Origin of the sequence: Mesorhizobium sp. NZP2298, assembly GCF_013170825.1 — a bacterium.
Classification (GTDB): Bacteria; Pseudomonadota; Alphaproteobacteria; order Rhizobiales; family Rhizobiaceae; genus Mesorhizobium.
Map to the genome: position 1 here is coordinate 4,112,493 of NZ_CP033365.1, position 19,843 is coordinate 4,132,335.

At 63.3% G+C, this 19,843-nt stretch carries 20 protein-coding genes; 10 read left to right on the top strand and 10 right to left on the bottom strand.

All coding sequences use genetic code 11. The features are described 5' to 3' along the window. Positions 1-67: 67 nt before the first annotated feature. Positions 68-1,543: an MDR family MFS transporter gene (locus tag EB231_RS19830; protein WP_172350355.1), complete on the bottom strand. Its 1,476-nt coding sequence runs from the start codon at positions 1,541-1,543 to the stop codon at positions 68-70. Positions 1,544-1,753: 210 nt separating this feature from the next. Then, positions 1,754-2,377 carry a DUF922 domain-containing Zn-dependent protease gene (locus EB231_RS19835; RefSeq protein ID WP_172350356.1) on the bottom strand — a complete coding sequence of 208 codons (624 nt, stop codon included), beginning with the start codon at positions 2,375-2,377 and terminating at the stop codon, positions 1,754-1,756. A gap of 99 nt (positions 2,378-2,476) precedes the next feature. Between EB231_RS19835 and folP the strand changes: the two genes are divergently transcribed. From folP to folK, 3 genes are all read left to right on the top strand, one after another. Next, positions 2,477-3,361, top strand: a complete 885-nt coding sequence (gene folP, locus EB231_RS19840) for a dihydropteroate synthase (protein ID WP_172350357.1) — start codon at positions 2,477-2,479, stop codon at positions 3,359-3,361. A gap of 71 nt (positions 3,362-3,432) precedes the next feature. Beyond that, positions 3,433-3,792 (top strand): dihydroneopterin aldolase, encoded by a 360-nt coding sequence (gene folB, locus EB231_RS19845; RefSeq protein ID WP_056576709.1) that lies wholly within the window; start codon positions 3,433-3,435, stop codon positions 3,790-3,792. Next, positions 3,776-4,288, top strand: a complete 513-nt coding sequence (gene folK / locus EB231_RS19850) for a 2-amino-4-hydroxy-6-hydroxymethyldihydropteridine diphosphokinase (RefSeq protein WP_172350358.1) — start codon at positions 3,776-3,778, stop codon at positions 4,286-4,288. Before folB ends, folK begins: the two co-directional genes overlap by 17 nt. Before the next feature lie 68 nt (positions 4,289-4,356). Here folK and EB231_RS19855 read toward each other — a convergent pair whose 3' ends face one another. Next, positions 4,357-4,902 (bottom strand): DUF924 family protein, encoded by a 546-nt coding sequence (locus EB231_RS19855; protein WP_172350359.1) that lies wholly within the window; start codon positions 4,900-4,902, stop codon positions 4,357-4,359. Between the two features lie 14 nt (positions 4,903-4,916). After that, positions 4,917-6,752, bottom strand: a complete 1,836-nt coding sequence (locus EB231_RS19860) for a monovalent cation:proton antiporter-2 (CPA2) family protein (protein WP_172350360.1) — start codon at positions 6,750-6,752, stop codon at positions 4,917-4,919. 343 nt (positions 6,753-7,095) lie between these two features. Here EB231_RS19860 and EB231_RS19865 point away from each other — a divergent pair, with 343 nt between their 5' ends. Then, positions 7,096-7,362 (top strand): hypothetical protein, encoded by a 267-nt coding sequence (locus tag EB231_RS19865; RefSeq protein WP_019858327.1) that lies wholly within the window; start codon positions 7,096-7,098, stop codon positions 7,360-7,362. A gap of 85 nt (positions 7,363-7,447) precedes the next feature. Here EB231_RS19865 and EB231_RS19870 read toward each other — a convergent pair whose 3' ends face one another. The 4 genes from EB231_RS19870 to EB231_RS19885 form a co-directional block, all read right to left on the bottom strand. Then, the gene (locus EB231_RS19870; protein WP_172350361.1) at positions 7,448-7,999 is read right to left on the bottom strand and encodes a hypothetical protein; all 552 of its coding nucleotides are present in this window, start codon (positions 7,997-7,999) and stop codon (positions 7,448-7,450) included. Positions 8,000-8,122: 123 nt separating this feature from the next. Beyond that, positions 8,123-9,208, bottom strand: coding sequence for a YcjF family protein (locus EB231_RS19875; RefSeq protein WP_172350362.1), 1,086 nt, complete (start codon positions 9,206-9,208; stop codon positions 8,123-8,125). Next, a complete protein-coding gene (locus EB231_RS19880; protein ID WP_172350363.1) occupies positions 9,205-10,683 on the bottom strand; it encodes a YcjX family GTP-binding protein in 1,479 nt (492 codons plus the stop codon). The genes EB231_RS19875 and EB231_RS19880 overlap by 4 nt, the downstream gene beginning before the upstream one ends. 76 nt (positions 10,684-10,759) lie before the next feature. Then, a complete protein-coding gene (locus tag EB231_RS19885; protein WP_172350364.1) occupies positions 10,760-11,263 on the bottom strand; it encodes a SixA phosphatase family protein in 504 nt (167 codons plus the stop codon). Between the two features lie 274 nt (positions 11,264-11,537). Here EB231_RS19885 and dksA point away from each other — a divergent pair, with 274 nt between their 5' ends. Beyond that, positions 11,538-11,954, top strand: coding sequence for an RNA polymerase-binding protein DksA (gene dksA / locus EB231_RS19890; RefSeq protein WP_006202025.1), 417 nt, complete (start codon positions 11,538-11,540; stop codon positions 11,952-11,954). A 155-nt stretch (positions 11,955-12,109) separates the two neighbouring features. Here the strand turns inward: dksA and EB231_RS19895 are convergent, their stop codons facing one another. Beyond that, positions 12,110-12,868, bottom strand: coding sequence for a flagellar biosynthetic protein FliO (locus tag EB231_RS19895; RefSeq protein ID WP_172350365.1), 759 nt, complete (start codon positions 12,866-12,868; stop codon positions 12,110-12,112). 327 nt (positions 12,869-13,195) lie between these two features. On the opposite strand from EB231_RS19895, the gene cckA reads away from it, so the two are divergent. Together cckA and EB231_RS19905 are read left to right on the top strand one after the other, a co-directional pair. After that, a complete protein-coding gene (gene cckA / locus EB231_RS19900; protein ID WP_172350366.1) occupies positions 13,196-15,772 on the top strand; it encodes a cell cycle histidine kinase CckA in 2,577 nt (858 codons plus the stop codon). A 188-nt stretch (positions 15,773-15,960) separates the two neighbouring features. Next, complete coding sequence (locus EB231_RS19905; RefSeq protein WP_172350367.1) at positions 15,961-16,674, top strand: purine-nucleoside phosphorylase; 714 nt, start codon at positions 15,961-15,963, stop codon at positions 16,672-16,674. On the opposite strand, the gene EB231_RS19910 is transcribed toward EB231_RS19905, so the two are convergent. Next, positions 16,671-16,976 carry a ribbon-helix-helix domain-containing protein gene (locus EB231_RS19910; RefSeq protein ID WP_172350368.1) on the bottom strand — a complete coding sequence of 102 codons (306 nt, stop codon included), beginning with the start codon at positions 16,974-16,976 and terminating at the stop codon, positions 16,671-16,673. The genes EB231_RS19905 and EB231_RS19910 overlap by 4 nt on opposite strands. A 233-nt stretch (positions 16,977-17,209) precedes the next feature. On the opposite strand from EB231_RS19910, the gene EB231_RS19915 reads away from it, so the two are divergent. From EB231_RS19915 to EB231_RS19925, 3 genes are all read left to right on the top strand, one after another. Beyond that, entirely contained in the window at positions 17,210-17,605 is a 396-nt protein-coding gene (locus EB231_RS19915; protein ID WP_140773384.1) for a VOC family protein, read from the top strand. 78 nt (positions 17,606-17,683) lie between these two features. Continuing rightward, positions 17,684-18,214: a gluconate 2-dehydrogenase subunit 3 family protein gene (locus EB231_RS19920; protein WP_172350369.1), complete on the top strand. Its 531-nt coding sequence runs from the start codon at positions 17,684-17,686 to the stop codon at positions 18,212-18,214. Between the two features lie 48 nt (positions 18,215-18,262). Then, entirely contained in the window at positions 18,263-19,834 is a 1,572-nt protein-coding gene (locus tag EB231_RS19925) for a GMC family oxidoreductase (RefSeq protein ID WP_172350370.1), read from the top strand. Positions 19,835-19,843: the final 9 nt, after the last annotated feature.

Sequence of the window (19,843 nt, forward strand, 5' to 3'; positions counted from 1 at the left end):
CTATCTCTTTGATCTAATGCATTTCCCAAGGGGAACGCGATTCGCACTTTCCTGGAATTGCTCCAGTCTAGTCCGCCAGGACCGGAGTCTCGGGCCGGCCGCGCAGCGGCTTTTCCGGCATCAGGCTGAGCGTCAGAAGCGCCAGCATCAGCATAACCACGGCGGCGGCGAAGATCACCCAGAACGCCGAAGTCCCAGCCACGGCTCCGCCCGCCTGGGCGCCTTCGCCAGCCAGCGGCAGGCCGTTGCCCAGCGCGACGGCACCGAGGATCGCCACGCCGAGCGCGCTGCCCAGCGAGCGCAGGAACGTCATCACGCCGGTGGCGACGCCGAGATGCTTGGGGTCGACCGCGTTCTGGACCGACACCGTGGCGACCGGAAAGGTGGTGCCGCTGCCAATGCCGATGCATGTCGTCAGGATCTCGACGACCAACAGCGAGGCGTGCCCGGCCACAAGCGTGAGGATGGCGAGACACGCGGCGGCGAAGGCCAACCCAATCATGGCGATCCGCTTGTAGTGGACGAAGCGTGGAATGGTGCGCCCGCTGAATGTCGCGCCGGCAACCGTGCCCAGCATCAGCCCCAGCAGGGCGGTGCCGGATTCGCTCGCCGACAAGCCGATGACCGATTGCAGGTAGACCGGCAGATAGACCGACAGCCCGATATTGGAGGCCTGCAGGAGGAACAGCGAAAGCGTGCCCCCGAGAACGATTGGATTGGAGAGCACTTCGAGCGAGATCAGCGGCTCGGAAGCGCGCAACAGCCGCAGCGCGAACGCACACCAGATGATGGCCGAACTCGCCAGCAGCCCGAGGATTTCGCGCGACAGCCACGGATACTCGCTGCCGCCCCAATTCAAGGCCAGAAGTACTAGGGCGGTGGCCACGATCAAAAGCAGCGCGCCAAGACCGTCTATGCGATGCCGCTTTGCCGCGACTGGCAGCTTCCTCAGCGGCTTGTTGATGATGGCCATCGCGGCGATGCCGAGCGGGATGTTGATCCAGAAGATCAGCGACCAGTGCAGATGTTCGGCGAAGGTGCCGCCCAACAGTGGCCCAGCGATGCTGGCGACCGCCCAGGTGCCCGAAATCCAGGCCGCGTATCGTGCCCGCTCTCGCGGCGGCACAAGGTCTCCGATCACGGTCTGCGCCAGGGCGAACAGGCCGCCGCCGCCGGCGCCCTGGATGGCGCGCCCGACCACCAGCACGAACATGTTGGGAGCCATCGCGCTGACAAGCGATCCCAGGAGAAAGATCAGGATCGCGGCATACACCGTTGGCCGACGGCCATGGACGTCCGAGATCTTGCCGTAGAGCGGTGCCATGGCGGTCGCAGTCAGCAGGTAGCCGGTGACGATCCACGGCAGATACTGCGCATGGCCAAGCGCATGCCCGATGGTCGGCATGGCCGGCGCGACGATGGTCTGATCGAGCGCCGCCAGCAGCATCGACAAAAGCACGCCGCCGATGATGGCGTTCTTTTCGGCTTCGGTCAGTGGCGTGGCCGCAGCCGCGATGGTCTGCTTGTCGACAGCCTGGTCCATAGTCTTTCGTCCATGTGCTCGCGCGCTGTCCGGGTCACCGATTGGGCTTGTCTGGTGGGTGCGCCGTGCTTGAAGGGTTGTGCCCTGCCAACCCGTGATATGTCGTTCCGTATAGGCCGATTTCGACTGCCGTTCGAAAATTTTTCGAAGCTGGCACTACGCTTCGGCCCGGTTGGCTTGTGTCGGCGCCGCTCGGTGCGCCCACAAAATTCAGGCCGGCGGCAACTGGCCATTCTGGATGCGCTCGATGCGATAGCGCATGAGCCGGAGGATACGGCTTTCGAAATTGACGCTTTCGACGCGGTCGAACTGCACCTGGGCGCGATCGTGCCTGGCGAGGACGGCGGCGGTGATCTCGGCCGCCTTCGCCTTGGCCGCATCGCAATCCTTCTGCGGATAGGTAGCCTTCAGCGCGTCTTCCAACTCGCGGGCATGATTCTTGGCGATCTCGACATGGCGTTCTTCGTGGCGCTTGATGTCGGCAGACAGCGTATCCCAGAACAGCTTGACATCGGCATCCGCCTTGCGCGGGCGGCGCCATTCCGGAAGGATTACCTTGACCTTGAGGGTCACGACCGCGTCGGCGATCCGGCAGGAGCCAGCCTGCCGGGCGTAGCTGATACGAGTGGTGAAGGCCATCTGGGTGGCGCCGGGGTGGCGCGAGCCCGTGCTTTTGACCTGCGGCCCATGTTTGGAGAGCTGCTTCTCGATATCCTCGAGCGTGCTGCCGCCAATGGAAAAATAGCTGTATGTCTTCACCAGATTGGCCGCGCCCGCTGGGATGGCGGTCGTCACGGCAAGCAGCAGCGCGCAGAGCAGGGTTCGTTTCATCATATTGCCTCTTCGACCACCTTGCTTTACGGCCGTTGCCAACGCAACGGAATTGATCCTTTGCGGATCACACATCATTGATGAACCCATGGTTGATGAGCAATGACGGCGGGGCGATGGCAGCTGGCCCATGGACGCCATCTCGACCTTGGCCGCAAGGCCGTGGTTGTCGGGATCCTCAATGTCACCCCCGACAGCTTTTCCGACGGTGGCCTGTTTGATGTCCCCGAGGCGGCACTGGCCCAGGCGCGTCGCATGGTCGGCGAAGGGGCTCGGATCATCGATGTTGGTGGAGAATCGACCCGGCCGGGTGGTGCCGCAATATCGGCCAGCGAGGAACAGGCGCGTATCCTGCCGGTGATCGAGGCGCTGGCGCGTTCCGGCGAGGTGCTGATTTCGGTCGACACCTATCGTGCCGAGACCGCGCGGCTTGCGGTGGCTGCCGGCGCGCATGTCGTCAACGATGTCTGGGGTTTGCAGCGCGAGCCCGACATTGCGCGGGTCGCCGCCGAAACCGGCGCCGGGCTCATCATCATGCACACCGGTCGGGATCGCGAAAAACTGCCCGACGTGATCGCCGACCAATTCGCCTTCCTGGAGAAATCGCTGGAGATCGCCCGTCGGAACGGCGTTGCGGACGAGCGCATCGTGCTTGACCCCGGCTTCGGCTTCGCCAAGGAGACGGCTGAGGAAAATCTCGACCTGATGGCGCGTTTTGCCGAGCTTCATGCGCTTGGCTTTCCGTTGATGGCCGGCACCTCGCGAAAACGCTTCATCGGCACCGTCACCGGCCGCGATGCGGCCGACCGTGCCGCCGGGACGGCGGCGACCAGCGTCATTCTCAGGCTCAGGGGAGCGCATCTGTTTCGCGTCCATGATGTCGCAATCAACGTGGACGCGCTGGCCGTGGCGGATGCTATGCTGGCGCGTGAAACCGCTGCATCGGCCCGAAAATCGGAGTCGATTTTCGGAAAGCACGATGCGTAGATTCAAAAGTGTTAGAGCGTACTTTGTGCGTCCAAGTGGACGCACGTCGCTCTAGATCGGGACGCTGAGCCATGTATGTCATCCGCTTGAAGAACTGCGCCTTCTTTGCCCGGCATGGCGTGCTCGACGAGGAGGAGGCGCTCGGCCAGCGTTTCTATGTCGACGCGGTGCTGTCGGTCGAACCCGGCCGCGCGCTTGTCGACGATGCCATCGGGGAAACCGTCAACTATGGGATTGCCTTCACGGTGATCGAGAAGATCATCACCGGCGAGCGGCGCTTCCTGATCGAGGCCCTGGCAATGGAAGTGGCAAAGGCGCTGACGGAGCGGTTTCCCCAGATCAAGAGAGCCGAAATCACCGTGCGCAAGCCGAACGCGCCGGTGCCTGGTGTGCTCGATTATGTCGAGGTGACCGTTGTCTGGCCGGAGTAACACCGTCTATCTCAGCCTCGGCGGGAATCTGGGCGACCCCGCTGCCTCGATGGCAGCGGCGTTGCGTATTCTCGATGCCGATGCGGATACCAGCGTCGCCGCTGTCTCTTCGCTCTATCGTACGCCGCCCTGGGGCAAGCTCGATCAGCCGGATTTCCTCAACGCCGCCGCCGAACTGTCGACCCGACTCTCGCCGCGGGCGCTGCTCGATCTCTGCCTCGATGCCGAGCGAAAGCTGAAGCGGGTGCGTGAGGAGCGCTGGGGGCCGCGCCTGATCGATATCGACATTCTGGTGTTCGGCGACCGCATCATCCATGAGACCGGCCTGGAAGTGCCACATCCGCGCATGCTGGAGCGCGCCTTCGTGCTGGCGCCGCTGGCCGAAATCGCGCCGGATCTTGCCGTCGGCGGGCGAAGCGTGTCGGAGCGCTTGGGCGCCGTAGACGCCGCCGGCATCGAGAGATTGCCGTCCGGCCGTGACTGGTGGCTGCGCTGAGGCAATTCGAGGAAAGTGTGAGACGGCTCCGCCTTGGGAATTGCGTCGAACAAAGAGATGGATGGGCGTCAGCCTGAGAAACCGCCTGCGTCCAGGAATGCCTTTTCCTCCGCCGTGGTTTCGCGGCCAAGCAACCTGTTGCGGTGCGGAAAGCGGCCGAAGCGCTGGATGATGTCACGGTGCTCCAGCGCGTATTTCAGGTTGAACTCGGCCCTGGCGGTGTGCAGTTCGACCGAGATGTCCTGGTCGGCAAGGTTTTCAGCATGTTCGAACGGCAAATACAGGAACACGCGGACTTCGGGTTCCAGCGCCAGGTCATGCCCGGCGGCGACCGCCTTCTGAGCAAAATGCTTGGCCAGCGAGTCGGTGGCATACATGTGGCCGGTACCGCGAAAACAATTGCGCGGAAACTGGTCGAGCAGGATCATCAGCGCCAGCGAGCCTTCGGCGTGTTCTGACCAATCATCGCATTCGCGCCGCGCGGCGGCGTAGTGCAGATCAAGAAAGCGGTCGCGGAAACCGGCATCGAAGGCATCGTTCTTCTCGAACCATGCATCCTCGCCGGCGTCACGCCAGAATTTGGTGACCGACAGGGCCCTGCTGTCCAATTCCATGCATGCTTCCCTGTTCAATCGGCAGTTTCGGATTTGTGCAGGACGCCGGCCGTCTCTTCATTGAGTGCCTGACCGGGGCGGCGCGGCGTGGAGAGCGGTGTCGGAATCGGCGTGCCGATGTTGCCCCGCAAGAAGCGTTGTCCGGCGCGGATGCCTTCGGCGAGTTGGGTTTCGAAGCGGTCGGTGTCGCGGCGCCTGACGTCTTCGATCGTTTCAGCCACGTCTTCGGGATCGACACCAAGCGATTCCAGGGCCGAGCCACCGAAAACCAGGGCAGATTCGAAGGTCTCACGCAGCTGATAGTCGACGCCGGCGCGAATGAGCTGCAGCGCGGTGCCGCGGTCGAAAGCCCGGGCCAGCACTGTAAGCAGCGGAAATTCGGCCTTGATCAGCTCGGCAATGCGAACAGCCGCATCGGCCTTGTCGACACAGATCAGCACCGCGCGTGCCCGGCCGGCGCCGGCCGCATGCAGGATATCCAGCCGCGTGCCGTCGCCATAATAGACCTTGAAGCCGAAATCGGCCGCCGCCTGGATCATCTCGACATCGTTGTCGATGATCGAGACGTCTATGCCGCGCAACAGCAGCGGCTGGCTGGCGATCTGGCCGAAGCGGCCGAAGCCGATGATCAGCACGCTGCCAGTCAGGCCGTCGGCGATATCGACCCCGTCGAGCGACTGCTCGTCGCGCGGGGTGACATATCGCAAGGCGATGATTGCCAGCGGCGTCAGCACCATGGAGATGATGACGATCGCCGTCAGGGTCGCGTTGGCCTGGCCGTCGATGATGCCGACGGCAGCGGCGGCCGAGTAGAGGACGAAGGCGAATTCACCACCTTGCGCCATGAAGACGGCGCGTTCGAGCGCTTCGCGATGGCCGGTTTTGAGGATGCGGGCGACGATGTAGATGCCAAGCGCCTTCATCACCATGTAGGCGACGACATAGACGGCGATCAGCTTCCAGTTCGCGGCCACCACATGCAGGTCGAGCGACATGCCGACGGCAAGGAAGAACAGGCCGAGCAGGATACCGCGGAACGGTTCGATGTCGGCTTCGAGCTGATGGCGGAAGGTCGATTCGGACAGAAGAACGCCGGCCAGGAACGCCCCCATCGCCATCGACAGGCCGCTGAGCTGCATGGCGAGTGCCGATCCGAGCACGACCAGAAGGGCCGCCGCCGTCATCACCTCGCGGGCACGGGCATCCGCCAGGATGCGGAAGAAGGGGTTGAGCAGATAGCGTCCGGCCAGCACCAGTCCGACGATCGCGGCAAGGCCGATGCCGACCTCGGTCAGTCTTTCCGACAGGCTGGTGTCAGCGCCGCCGGGTGCCAGGAATGCGATCAGGGCCAGCAGCGGCACGATGGCCAGATCTTCCAGCAGCAGGATGGAGACGATGCGCTGGCCTTTCGGCGAGGCGATTTCGCCGCGTTCCTCCAGAAGCTGCATGACGATCGCCGTCGAGGTCAGCACGAAACCGGCTCCGGCCACGAAGGATTGCGAGATCGAAAACCCCCCGGCCATCCCCACGCCGGTCAGAAGGACCGCGCAGATCCCGACCTGGAGCGCGCCGAGGCCGAAGATTTCGCGCCGCAGGCCCCATAGCCGCGACGGCTGCATTTCCAGCCCGATGATGAACAGGAACATGACGACGCCGAGTTCGGCGACGTGGAGGATGGCGCCCGATTCGGAAAAGACGCCGATGCCGAACGGGCCGATCACCACGCCGGCGGCCAGATAGCCAAGGATCGAGCCGAGGCCCATGCGCTTGAAGATTGGAACGGCGACGACCCCCGCGGCAAGCAGCGCCACCACCTGAATGAGATCGCTGCCTGATGTTTCTACCGCCATTCCCACCGTTCCGTTTGTTCGAGGACCGCGGCCGACGCGGTCAAAACCATGGCGGCGCGCGGATCGAGGGATGCGCTGGGACGCCGTAGCACCTTGATTTTGCGCATGATCCGCTCAGAAAATCGATTCCGATTTTCATGTCTCGCGCCTGGCCGGAAGGATAGGGGTTTCGGCGCGGATCGAACAGCCTGAATCCAGCCCGGACAATATTGCAGGCGCGTTACACAAGTTGAGGCTGAGGCCGCGTTGCATCTTGCCACAATCGAGGGTTAGAGCACGCTCGGCTTCGGCCATTGGAGGGTGAGCGACGATCAAGTCGCGCCCTTTTGAGGAGATGACTGACATGAAGAAGTTTTTGCTTGTTGCCGTCGGCCTGGCGGTGCTTGCCGGCTCGGCCTGTTCGAAGGCACCGGAATGCACGGCCGAGATCGCGACCAAGAAGGCGCAGGACATGGCTGCCGCGCTGCAGGAAGCGATCACCAAGGATCCGTCCAAGGCAGCTGACCTGACCGCCAAGGTCCAGGCGGTGACAACCAAGTACCAGGGCACCACGACACTTGCCGATGCCTGCAAGGCCTATGACGAGGTGACGGCAGCGATCAAGGGCTGACGCCCGGTTCGACTGTTTCAGAGGAGGCGGTGGCGATGGGCTGCCGCCTCTTTGCTTTTGAGGTGTATTACGGCGCGATGCGCGCTCAGTTAGGCGCGATGGAGCCGACTTCGACGGCATCGACGCGCTTCAGGCTCATGCCGATGACCGGCACCAACTGGTCCTGGACACGCACGGCAACCGTCACGGTCATCGAATTGTCGTCGGGAATGCGGGCCTGCATGACGCCGCGCAACTGGTTACGGTTGATGGTGAAGACCACCTTGCGGGCATCGACAACATTGCCGCCGATGATATCGAGGCCTGCACCGGCCGAGCCGCCCATGAAGGAGCCCTTGTAGTCGCGGCCCTTGCGCTCGATCTTGGCTGACATTGGCTGGGTAAACACGCCGACCCGGCAGCCGCCGTCCAGCGTCATGCCCATCTTGCCGTCGGGCGTGGAGCCGGTGAAGCTGCAGTTGAATTTCGTGCCCTTGTACTTGCCGGCGATGATTTCGCCCGGACCGACCCATTTGCCTTCGGCCGACTGGAAGAACTGCTTGTCCGGCTCCGCGGCGGAAGCCCCGGAAGCGACGCCGACGACTGCTGTGATCGCGACGGCCAGGGGCAGGACGCTGGACAGAATTACGCTTTTCATCGACGACACCCGGCAACAAAGAGGCTGTTTGGAACCGGTTTGACCATGAAGAAGATTGGTTAATGCTTCGTCACTGCGGGGCGTCGAAACCGCAATCAGCTCATCGTCGGGAGGAGCAGGGCGCTACTTGCCGGAGCCCGTCGTTTCGGTGTCCTTCTTCGCGGCGAACGATGTCAAGGCAGAGAGAAAATCGCCCAGTCCAGGACGTTTGGCTGCACTGAAGGGCAGGGGGCGCGCCGTCTCCATCGCCGCGATGCCGATGCGTGCCGTCATCATGCCATTGACGACGCCCTCGCCGAGCTTTGCCGAAAGGCGCGCCGCCAGGCCGTGGCCGACGATCTGCTGGACGAAACTGTCGCCGACGGCGATCGAGCCGGTGACCGCCAGATGCGCCAGAACGCTGCGCGCCAGGCGGAAGAACCCCAGCGTTCCCGGCCGTCCGCCATAGAGTTCCGAAAGACGGCGAATGAGGCGGCCTGCCTCGAACACCACATAGGCGACATCGACGAGCGCGCGCGGGCTGACCGCCGTCACCAGCGAGACGCGTTTGGCGGCCTCGAGGATCATCACCTTCGCCCGGGCATCAAGGGGCCCGAGAATTTCCGCTTCGGCCAAGCGCACCAGATTGCCGCCATCGATGATTTCGCCGCGCAGTTCGGCCAGCGCACGCCGGCCGGCCGCTGTTTCCGGCTTGGCCGCGACGAAAGCCGAAAGCTCGTCGACCACTGATCGTGCCGCCTTTGGATCGTCGCGCGCGATGGCATCGAGCGCGCGCTTCTGCAGTTTTTCGACCTCGGCGAGGCGGGCGATCGCCAGGAACTCGCGGATCAGGATTACCAGGAGCGCGAGCACGGCAACAACAGCCATGCCGGCGGCCAGCCAGCCCAGCCATTCGGCACGGGCGAAGAGGTCGCGTATCAGCTGGTCTGTCCACAGGCCGACCGCCAGTGAAACCAGCACGCCCATGGCGCCGAAGAAGATGCTGGCCAACAGTGAGCGTTTTCTGGGGGCGATCGCCGGTGGCGGCTCGGCCGCAACGATGTCCGGCTCGTCGAAAACGTCGATCTCAGCCGGTATGACCAGCGCGACATCTGTCTTGAGCGCACGGGGTTTGCGCGAGGGCTCGGTCTGGCGCGCTTCTGGCGCATGCTGTGTTGGCGTGGCTTCCGGCTCGATGCGGAAGGCCGCCGGCTTGCGGGGCGCGGTCATGCCAGATGGTCTCCGATCAGGAACTGCAGGGCGCGGTCGAGCCTGATATGCGGCAAGGACAGCGTGACACCCTCGGCCGTGCGTTCGAGCCTTGGCGGACGGAACCGGACAAAGCGGATTGCCGGGTCCGCGGAATCCTGCCTGTGGTCGGGTCCGGAGATGTCGAACAGCGCATCAATTTTCTCCGGTAAGTCACCAGGAAATATGGCAGTTTCGGTCTTTCCGTCAAACGTTTCGCCGTTGATCCTCTCGCCGGCGATCGGCGTGCCGATAATGACCGGCAACGTCTCGCGGCCTTGCTTGACCGTGCCTTCTCGGGTCGCACGCACCGCCGCCATGGCCACCACGTCGACGTCGGCGCCGGTGAAGTTCGCCCGTGCCACGGCGCGGTCGGCCAACCGCCGTACGATAGCCTGCAACCGGTCATGGCTTTCATGGTGCAGGTGGTCGGCCTTCGTCGCGGCGACCAGGATGCGGTCGATGCGCCGCGAAAAGAGGTCGGTGAGGAAGCTGCCCCGGCCGGGACGAAAACAGCTGAGAATCTCGGTCACGGCGCGCTCGAGATCGGCCATGGCGCCAGGGCCGGCATTCAGCGCCTGCATGGCATCGATCAGCACGATCTGGCGGTCCAGCCGCGTGATGTGTTCGCGGAAGAAAGGTTTGACGACATGCGTCTTGTAAGCCTCGTAGCGCCTGTCCATCATGGCGTGCAGCGACCCCGGTCGTGGACGTCTGTCGCCCAGGCCCGCCAGCGGCGCGAAAGTCAGCGCGGGCGAGCCTTCGAGATCGCCGGGCATCAGGAAACGGCCCGGCGGCAGGGTTGAAAGCGCCCGCTCGTCGAGTTTGCAGGCCTTGAGATAGGCGGCGAAGCTCTCCGCCAGGCGGCGTGCCGTCATCTCGTCGGCGTCGGCATTCGGGTCGATCCGCGCCGAGATCGCCCGCCAGGCCTGCGACAGATCCTCTCGCACCGGCAAAGCGGCCATCTCGATGGCTTCGCGTGAAAAATCGGTGAAGGATTTGCCGAGCAGCGGCAGGTCGAGCAGCCATTCGCCGGGGTAGTCGACGATGTCGACGGACAATTTGCCGGAAGAGAACATGCGGCTCCAACCGGAGGCCGATTCGTATTCGATGGTCAGCCGCAGTTCAGAAATGGCGCGTGTCGAATCGGGCCAGACCCGGTCGTTGACCAATGCGGCGATGTGGTCCTCGTACTGGAAGCGCGGCACGGCGTCGTCAGGTTGTTCCTCGAGGAAGGCGCGCGCGATGCGCCCCGATCTCCGTGCCTCGAACAATGGCAGGCGTCCGCCGTGGATCAGATTGTGGACCAACGCGGAGATGAACACCGTCTTGCCCGCGCGGGAAAGGCCTGTAACGCCCAGTCTCAACGACGGAGAAAAAAGCCCTGTGGCGCGTCCCGACAGCGTATCGAGGGCAATTCTTGCCTCGTCGGTGAAAGTGGTTAGCGATGATGCCAAAATGTGCTCTCTCGGGCTTCGGTCCCTGCGATATAGGCTTTGGAACCCGGCTTTGAAATGGCGCCGGCAAGCGACACTAGAGATCGGCCGGTGTCAGAAACGCTTCGAGATAACCTGCTTCCTGGGCTACCTTCGTCAGATCGTCCAGGAAGCGCACGACCGCCAGGCCCGAAGTCGGGAAACCATGATTGAGCGTTGCCCGCGCCGTGTCGTCGCCGTCGCCGGAGACCGCCATGGCAAGATCCTCCATCATCGGGTTGTGACCGATAACCAGCAGGGAACCCGGCCCGCCATGCTCCCGGATAAGGCGGAGATAGCCGGCCGCGTCTTCGCTGTAGAGCGTGTCGAAAAACAGGACCTTGCCGGTATCTGTCTGACCGGCCAGTCCTTCGAGCGTTTCCCTGGCGCGCCTGGCGTTGGAGCACAATGTCAGGTCGGGGACATAGCCACGTGATCGCATGGCCGTGCCTATGATCTCGGCATCGGCGCGGCCCGATGCGTCGAGCGGGCGATCGAAATCGCGCATGCCGGGCAGCGCCCAGCCGGCCTTGGCGTGTCGCAACAGATAGAGCCTGCTCACCCAACCTCCAGTGATGCCGAATGCCGAAGCCGCACCGCGATTAGCCACGAGAAGGGCGGTTCGCACAATGGTCCCGCGTCCTCCCACCAATGAATTGCATGGGCCGGATGGCAAAGGGTGGTTTCGCCTTAGCCATGGAATCGGCTGCGGCTCGCTTCGGCGGAGGCCGCCGGCGTACTTTAACAATTGCGTGAGTCGGTGGGCGATTGCGCTTGTGCAGGCGTCGACCGGCGAATATATAGGCGCCAAATTTGGGGCAGTTTGGGTGAGTCGAATGAACGACATCGTTACCGCCGATTACGTACCCTCCGAAGACGAGCCGTTCATGAACGAACGGCAGAAATCCTACTTCCGCCTAAAGCTCGTCACTTGGAAAAATGACATACTGCGCGAAGCGCGCGAAACTCTCGAAATCCTTCAGCAAGAAAACGCCAACCACCCTGACCTCGCCGACCGCGCCTCTTCGGAAACCGACCGCGCCATCGAGCTCAGGGCCCGCGATCGCCAGCGCAAGCTGATCTCGAAGATCGATTCGGCGCTACAGCGCATCGATGAAGGCACCTACGGCTATTGCGAGGAAACCGGCGAGCCTATCGCGCTGAAGCGGCTCGATGCGCGTCCGATCGCCACCTTGTCGATCGAGGCGCAGGAACGGCATGAGCGCCGCGAAAAAGTCTATCGCGACGACTGACGCATTGCTTTGGGGCCGCGGTTCCGGGCAGCTACAACGAAGTTGATATCAAAATGGCCGGGTTTCCCGGCCATTTTTCGTTGGTGCTTGGCTGGCTAAAACCGGGCGACAGCGTACTCAACCTCGGCCAGGTCGCCGGCCGGCTCAGGCGCTTGTCATCTCTTCTGGCTTGAAAGTTCGCCCAGAAGCTTGGTCATTTCATCGTCGAGCGACTGCGGCGCCTTGGCTGCCGGTTTGCCCACCGGGCCGCCGGAGCGGGGCTGGTCCAGCGAAACCTCGAGTTCCTTCATCAGCGTATCGTCGATGCTGTCCTGCCTTGGCGGCGGTGGCGGCGCGTGCCTGACGGCATTGGCGTTGGCGGAGCCGTAGGCAGGCAGTGGCGTGTCGTTGGCCGACTGATAGGTTTGCGCCGCCGGCTTCGGTGCGGGCGCCGGGGTTGGCGGTGGTGCGGCCGGGCGCTGGCGGGCAGGCGCTGGTGCAGCGGTCACCGGCTGTGGAGGCGGTGCGGGGCGAGCCGGTGCGGGAGCCGGCTGCGGCGGACGCGATTTTGCTGCCGGGGCCGTGGCGGCCGGGACGGGCTGCAGGCCGCCATCTCCGGTCAGCGCCGGACGGCGGGGCGCGGCCAGACGGATGTCGCGTTCGACGACGACATCGGTCGGGCCGCCGATCAGAAGCAGATGCTCGATGTCGTCGCGGCGCACCAGCACCAGCCGTCGATGGCTGTCGACGGCCGTGGCGTCCATGACGGCAAGCCGGGTCTTGCGGTTCCGTCCACCGGCGACAAACGTACCGAAGGTCAGGTTGCGCACGAGCCTGATGATGACGAGCACGATGACCAGCAGGATCAGCGCCGCGAAAGTCCACAGGAGTGCCGCCGCATAACCAGGGCCCGCCACGCTATCCAGCCACTGCATTGGTTTCCCCTGATCGGTTTGGAAAGTGACGCGACACTAGACCGTTGCGGCTGGCCACCGCAAGTTGCCTTTCACGCGTCGTGAACAGCTTGAAACACTCTACGGCCGGCCGGCATCATTTTTATCTGACATTTGCCGCCCGGGCCTTTTCCGGACTAGGAGAATGTGATTCAACCGGCTAAAGCGCGTCGCGCTGAAACGGATTCATGCGACGCGCTTCAGGTCCTTGTGTTTCGTGCATGTCGTTTTCCCAAAACCGAAGTCACTTTTGGGCGACATGCATTAGGGGCGGGTGTCGGAACAGCGGACTTCACGAGCAGGGGGCATATGGCCAAGGAAGCGCGCGGCGATTTCTATCCGGTACCGATCGTCGACCAGAACACGCGACCGGGCGCGGTCACCCGGCTCATCACCTTCATCGTCGTTCTGACGGGGGCCGCGATCGTCTTCGGCCTGTTCCGCGAGCGCCTCGGCGATCCGTTCCTGCTCGGCATGCTGGGCGTGCTGGCGATGATCGGCGTCGGCTTCCTGTTCGCGACCGCGATCGGCTTCGTACAGGTCACGCCGCGCTCGACCGGCGATGAACTGTCCAAGGCTTTCGTCGATTCGATGTCGCAAGGCCTGCTGGTGACGGACACCAAGGGCCGCGTCGTCTACGCCAACCGCGCCTATGCCGACATGACCGGAGCCTCCTCGGCGGCCGACCTGAAGACGGTCGAAGGGCTGCTTTCGGATGTTCCCGAGGCTTCGGTGACCATTTACCGGCTGGCCTCCGGCCTGCGTGACGGCCAGCCCGGCGACGGCGAGTTCCGGCTCGCCCAATCGATCCGGCCCGGCGCCGAACAGGGTGCCCGCTGGTATAGGGCGCGCGCCCGAACCTTCAGCGTTCCGGGCCAGCGGCTGCCGATGCTGGCCTGGCAACTCGCCGACATTTCGCAGGAACGGGCCGAGCAGGAGCGCTTCTTCCTCGACCTGCAGAAAGCCATCGACCATCTCGACCACGCCCCGGCCGGTTTCTTTTCCGCGGACCAGGACGGCCGTGTCACCTACATCAACGCCACCCTCGCGGAATGGCTCGGCATTGATCTCGCCAGTTTCACGCCCGGCGCCGTGACCTTGCCGGATATCGTTGCCGGTGACGGCATGGCGCTGGTGCGCTCGGTCAAGGCCGATCCCGGCACGACGCGCAACGCGGTCATCGATCTCGACCTGACAACGATGACGGGAGAGGCGCTGCCGGTGCGTTTCATGCATCGCGTTTCGGCCAGCCGCGAAGGTGTCGGCGGCCCGACGCGCACGATCGTGCTCAACCGCACGCAGGGCGAGGATGCGTCGGCCGATCTGCGTGCTTCGGAAGTGCGCTTCACCCGATTCTTCAATTCGACGCCGATGGCGATCGCGGGTGTCGATGCCAACGGGCGCATCCTGCGTACCAATGCGCCCTTCCTGTCGCTGTTTTCCTCGGTCGTCGACCGGGACGCCGTGGATCGCCGCGTGCGGCTCGATACGGTGATCCATGAGCGCGACCGGCCGGCCTTTGCCGCCGCCTTCGAGAAAGCCCGCCAGCGGCAGGCCGACATCGAACCGATCGACACTGTGCTTCCCGGCAATGAAGAGCGGCATATCCGGTTTTACGTCAACGCCGTCGCCGATGGCACCGGCGGCGAGGGCGCCGAGGAATCGGCCATCGTCTACGCCGTCGAGACGACCGAGCAGAAGGCGCTCGAAGGGCAGATGGCGCAAAGCCAGAAAATGCAGGCGGTTGGCCAACTCGCCGGCGGCATCGCCCACGATTTCAACAATGTGCTGACCGCCATCATCATGGCGTCGGACCTGCTCCTGACCAATCACCGGCCGTCGGACCCGTCCTTCCCCGACATCATGAACATCAAGCAGAACGCCAACCGGGCCGCTTCTCTGGTCAGGCAGTTGCTGGCTTTCTCGCGCAAGCAGACGCTGCGGCCCGAGGTGCTGAACCTGACCGACGTGCTTGCCGATCTCAGGATGCTGCTTGCCCGCCTCGTGGGCAACGACATCAAGCTGAAGGTCGACCACGGCCGTGACCTGTGGCCGGTCAAGGTCGATATCGGCCAGTTCGAGCAGGTGGTGGTCAACCTGGCGGTCAATGCGCGCGACGCGATGCCGGCCGGCGGCGATCTCACCGTGCGCACCCGCAACGTGACCGCCGAGGAGTGCAAGACCTTCCCCTACCGCGAACTCGTCGCCGCCGACTACGTCGTGGTCGAAGTCGAGGATACCGGCAGCGGCATCGCGCCTGATGTGCTGAAGAAGATCTTCGAGCCGTTCTTCACCACCAAGGAGGTCGGCAAGGGCACGGGCCTTGGCCTGTCCATGGTCTACGGCATCATCAAGCAGACCGGCGGCTTCATTTTCTGCGATTCCGAGGTAGGCAAGGGGTCGACCTTCCGCATCTTCCTGCCGCGTCACATCGCGGAAGCGAAAAAGGCAGCCGAGCCCGGGGAGGCGCCGAGCGCCGCGCCGGTCAAGCCGGTCGACAGCACCAAGGACCTGTCCGGGTCGGCCACGGTCCTGCTGGTCGAGGACGAGGACGCCGTGCGCATGGGCGGCGTGCGAGCACTGACCTCGCGCGGCTATACCGTGCACGAGGCATCATCCGGCGTCGAGGCGCTGGAAGTGTTCGAAGCACTGGGCGGCAAGGTCGACATCGTCGTCTCGGACGTGGTGATGCCCGAAATGGACGGGCCGACCCTGCTTGGCGAATTGCGCAAGCGCCAGCCCGACATCAAGTTCGTCTTCGTGTCGGGATATGCCGAGGACGCATTCGCCAGGAACCTGCCGGCCGAGGCGCATTTCGGCTTCCTGCCGAAGCCGTTCTCGCTCAAGCAACTGGCAACGATCGTCAAGGACATGCTTGAGTCCTAGAGCGCCTCACGTTGAAACGGATCCATGCGCCGCGCTTCAGGTCTTTGCTTTTGTGCATGGCGTTCGCCCAAACGGAGGGCGCTTTTGGGCGACATGCATTAGGCGCTTCCGCTTCTCTGCCCTTGCGCAACGCCCTCACAACGCCATGATTGCGGGTGAAGGAGCAAGCGGGCTTGGGGGAGCAACTGTTGACGCCACACATCGAAGCGCGCAGAGGCGATTATGCCGACACGGTGCTGTTACCGGGTGATCCGCAGCGCGCCGAATGGATGGCGCGGACATTTCTGGAAGCGCCACGCTGCGTCAATAGCCGGCGGGGTACTCTCGGCTTTACCGGCCTGTTTCGCGGCAGGCCCATCAGCATTCAGGCGACGGGTATCGGTGTTTCATCATTCCTGATTTATGCTCATGAATTACTTGACTATTATGGCGTAAGAACGCTGATCCGCACCGGTACCTGCGGTAGCCTGAGCGCCAAGGTAAAGCTGCGCAGCCTTGTCATTTCGCAATCGGTTCGGCCCGAAAGCGCTCAAAGCGGTCAAGTCTTCGGCCTTTACGGAACCGCTGCCGGTCCGGATCCGACGCTGCTGGCCCGTGCCTTGGCCAAGGCGGCCGAACTCGGCGTTGAACATCACGCCGGCCTGACACTTTGCAGCGACATCTTCCACCACCCGGACGGTCGCACCCGATTTGCGGAGGCCCAGGCGGCAGGCGCGCTGGCGGTGGACATGGAAACCAGCGCGCTTTACCGAATCGCCAGGCATTTCGGAGTCAGTGCACTGTCGATCTGCACGGTGGTCGACAATATCGAGACCGGTGAGCTGACCGACTATTCAGAACGTCAGCAGCTTTTCACGGACATGACCCGGCTGGCGCTCGAAATCGCTGGGGACGGTCGCTAGGCCGCTTCTCGCTTAGGCGCCATCCGCTCGTCCAGGTCGGGCCGATGGCCGCGCAGATAGAGCGCGCAGGTCGTGCGCAGCATGGACGCGAAATTGGGGATTTCGCCGTTGATCTCGATGGCTTCGTCGTACAGCTTCGAGATGAATTTGGGCGTGGTTAGGTTCTGGCTTTCGGCGATTTCGTCAAGCAGGGCCCAGAACGTCGCCTCGAGCTGGATGCTGGTCGAATGTCCATCAATGCGGATCGACCGGTTGATCTGACGATAGCCTTCCGGATCCTGTGCGGCAAAGACTCTGCACATCGTTTCCTCCCGTTTTTGTTGGTCTTGGGTGCCGACTCAGTGGCCGACGCCTCTTTTGACACTGCCTGCGGTTTCATCTTCGACCGGACGGCCGACAACGGCAATCAGACTTTCGTCCTTAGATGAAGCGACACTACCGTTTCTCCTATTCTACACGTGGTAATCGGCTGCCACCACCTTTCTTCGCCGGCGCGCATAATCACTTCTAAAGCATGAAAGCTGCGGAGTCTGATTTGGCGAAGGCGATTCACACCATGATCCGGGTTCTCGACGAGGCCCGGTCCATCGATTTCTACACCAAGGCCTTCAGCCTTGAGGTCGCCCAGCGACTGGATTTTGAGACGTTCACGCTGATCTATCTCAGCAATGCCGATACCCCTTTCGAAGTGGAATTGACCGTCAACAAGGGGCGGCAGGAGCCTTATGCGCTTGGCGACGGCTATGGTCACCTCGCGGTGTCGGTCGCCGATCTCGACGGCGAACACGATCGGCTCGGCGCGCTCGGCCTCAATCCGAAGAAGATCGTCGAGTTCAACCATGACGGGTCGCTCATCGCCCGCTTCTTCTTCATCGAGGATCCCGACGGTTACAAGATCGAGGTCCTGCAGCGTGGAGGGCGCTTCCAATAGGGGACAACCAGCCGCGCGCAACGCGCGGCGCCAGCAACGGCACCCCAAGGGGTGCGAACAGCAAGCAGGGAGGAAACTATGGTCACGATTTATGAGAGGAAGCCTGGCCTGTCACGGCGCGAGCTTCTCAAACGCGGCGGCGTCGGTGCGCTGCTTGTCATTTCAGGCAGCGCCATCATCAGCCCTGAGCACGCCTGGGGCTTGGAAACCTCGGCGCTGAAGCCCGAGACGATGGCGACGCTGATCCAGGTGGCGCGCGACATCTATCCGCACGACCAGGTGCCGGACAAATATTACGCCATCGCCGTCAAGGGCCATGACGAGACAGCCGCCAAGGATCCCGCTCACAAGGAACTGATCGAGAAGGGCATTGCCGAGCTCGACAAGAAGGCCGGCAAGGGCGGTTATCGCGGGCTCGGCTGGGAGGAGCAGCGTGTGGCGCTGCTCACCGAGATAGAGAAGACGCCTTTCTTCCAGACGGTGCGCGGCGGTCTCGTCGTCAGTCTCTACAACCAGAAAGAGGTATGGCCGATCTTCGGCTATGAGGGCGAGTCCTACTCCAAGGGCGGCTACATCGCGCGCGGTTTCAACGACATCGAGTGGCTCTGAGCCACTCTGTCCGCAACCGCTTTTTGACCGATCTCATGGGAGGAAACCATGGCAACACAATTTGATCTCAAGAACGACGGCGTGGTCGTCATCATCGGCTCGGGCGCCGGCGGCGGCACGCTCGGCAACGAACTGGCCCAGAAGGGCATAGACGTCGTCATCCTCGAGGCGGGCGCCCGTCACGAGTATGAGGACTTCATCAACGACGAATGGGATTCGTTCGCCCAACTCGCCTGGAAGGACAAGCGCACCACATCGGGTGACTGGCGCGTGGCGAAGGATTTTCCCAACCTGCCGGCCTGGATCGTCAAATCGGTCGGCGGCTCGACGACGCACTGGGCCGGGGCCTCGCTTCGCTTCCAGGAGCACGAGTTCAAGACGGCGACCACCTACGGCAAGGTGAAGGGTGCGAACCTCCTCGATTGGCCGGTGACGCTGGCCGAAATGGAGCCGTACTACGCCAAGGCGGAAGCCAAGATGGGCGTCACAGGCACCAATGACTGGCCGCGCCTGCCGGGCAACAACAACTTCAAGGTTCTCAAGGCGGGCGCCGACAAGCTCGGCTACAAGGAATGCCATACGGGCAACATGGCGATCAACTCCGTCGAACGCGACGACCGCAACTCCTGCCAGCAGACCGGCTTCTGCTTCCAGGGCTGCAAATGGGGCGCCAAATGGTCGACGCTCTACACCGAAATCCCCAAGGGCGAGGCGACAGGCCATCTTGAAGTCCGACCGAACGCCATGGTGATCAAGATCAACCATGATGCGTCGGGAAAGGTGACGGGTGTCGTCTATGCCGACAAAGACGGCAAGCTGCAGGAGCAGAAGGCTCGCATCGTCGCGGTGGCCGGCAACTCGATCGAAAGCCCGCGCCTGCTGCTCAATTCCGAATCGAGCAAATTCCCGCATGGCCTGGCCAACTCCTCAGGGCAGGTGGGCAAGAACTACATGCGCCACACCACGGGCTCGGTCTACGCGATCTTCGACAAGCCGGTGCATATGTATCGCGGCACCACCATGGCCGGCATCATCCGCGACGAGGCGCGGCATGATCCGTCACGTGGCTTCGTCGGCGGCTATGAGTTCGAGACGCTCTCCCTCGGCCTGCCGTTCATGGCGGCGTTCCTGAACCCAGGCGGCTGGGGGCGCTCCTTCACCACGGCGCTCGACCATTATGACCACATGGCCGGCCTGTGGATTGTCGGCGAAGACATGCCGCGCGAGGAAAACCGCATCACACTGCATGCCGACGAAAAAGACGAACATGGCATGCCGATCGCCGACGTGCATTTCGATGACCATCCCAATGACACGGCGATGCGCGACCACGCCTACAAGCAGGCCTCGGCGCTCTACGCGGCGGTCGGCGCAACGCGCACCTTCCCGACGCCGCCCTATCCCTCGACCCACAATCTCGGCACCAACCGGATGAGCGAGAAGGCGGCCGATGGTGTCGTCAACAAGCATGGCCAGACGCACGACATCAAGAACCTGTTCGTGTCGGACGGCAGCCAGTTCACGACAGGTGCCGCGGAAAACCCGACCTTGACCATCGTGTCGCTGGCGATCCGCCAGGCCGACTACATCGCCGCCCAGATGTCGGCCAAGACCATCTAACCTCCCGAC

Excerpts from the sequence above, each read along its gene's own strand:
- EB231_RS19830 (WP_172350355.1), bottom strand. The coding sequence starts at position 1,543 with ATGGACCAGGCTGTCGACAAGCAGACCATCGCGGCTGCGGCCACGCCA.
- EB231_RS19835 (WP_172350356.1), bottom strand. The coding sequence starts at position 2,377 with ATGATGAAACGAACCCTGCTCTGCGCGCTGCTGCTTGCCGTGACGACC.
- folP (WP_172350357.1), top strand. The coding sequence starts at position 2,477 with ATGACGGCGGGGCGATGGCAGCTGGCCCATGGACGCCATCTCGACCTT.
- folB (WP_056576709.1), top strand. The coding sequence starts at position 3,433 with ATGTATGTCATCCGCTTGAAGAACTGCGCCTTCTTTGCCCGGCATGGC.
- EB231_RS19855 (WP_172350359.1), bottom strand. The coding sequence starts at position 4,902 with ATGGAATTGGACAGCAGGGCCCTGTCGGTCACCAAATTCTGGCGTGAC.
- EB231_RS19860 (WP_172350360.1), bottom strand. The coding sequence starts at position 6,752 with ATGGCGGTAGAAACATCAGGCAGCGATCTCATTCAGGTGGTGGCGCTG.
- EB231_RS19865 (WP_019858327.1), top strand. The coding sequence starts at position 7,096 with ATGAAGAAGTTTTTGCTTGTTGCCGTCGGCCTGGCGGTGCTTGCCGGC.
- EB231_RS19870 (WP_172350361.1), bottom strand. The coding sequence starts at position 7,999 with ATGAAAAGCGTAATTCTGTCCAGCGTCCTGCCCCTGGCCGTCGCGATC.
- EB231_RS19875 (WP_172350362.1), bottom strand. The coding sequence starts at position 9,208 with ATGACCGCGCCCCGCAAGCCGGCGGCCTTCCGCATCGAGCCGGAAGCC.
- dksA (WP_006202025.1), top strand. The coding sequence starts at position 11,538 with ATGAACGACATCGTTACCGCCGATTACGTACCCTCCGAAGACGAGCCG.
- EB231_RS19895 (WP_172350365.1), bottom strand. The coding sequence starts at position 12,868 with ATGCAGTGGCTGGATAGCGTGGCGGGCCCTGGTTATGCGGCGGCACTC.
- cckA (WP_172350366.1), top strand. The coding sequence starts at position 13,196 with ATGGCCAAGGAAGCGCGCGGCGATTTCTATCCGGTACCGATCGTCGAC.
- EB231_RS19910 (WP_172350368.1), bottom strand. The coding sequence starts at position 16,976 with ATGTGCAGAGTCTTTGCCGCACAGGATCCGGAAGGCTATCGTCAGATC.
- EB231_RS19920 (WP_172350369.1), top strand. The coding sequence starts at position 17,684 with ATGGTCACGATTTATGAGAGGAAGCCTGGCCTGTCACGGCGCGAGCTT.
- EB231_RS19925 (WP_172350370.1), top strand. The coding sequence starts at position 18,263 with ATGGCAACACAATTTGATCTCAAGAACGACGGCGTGGTCGTCATCATC.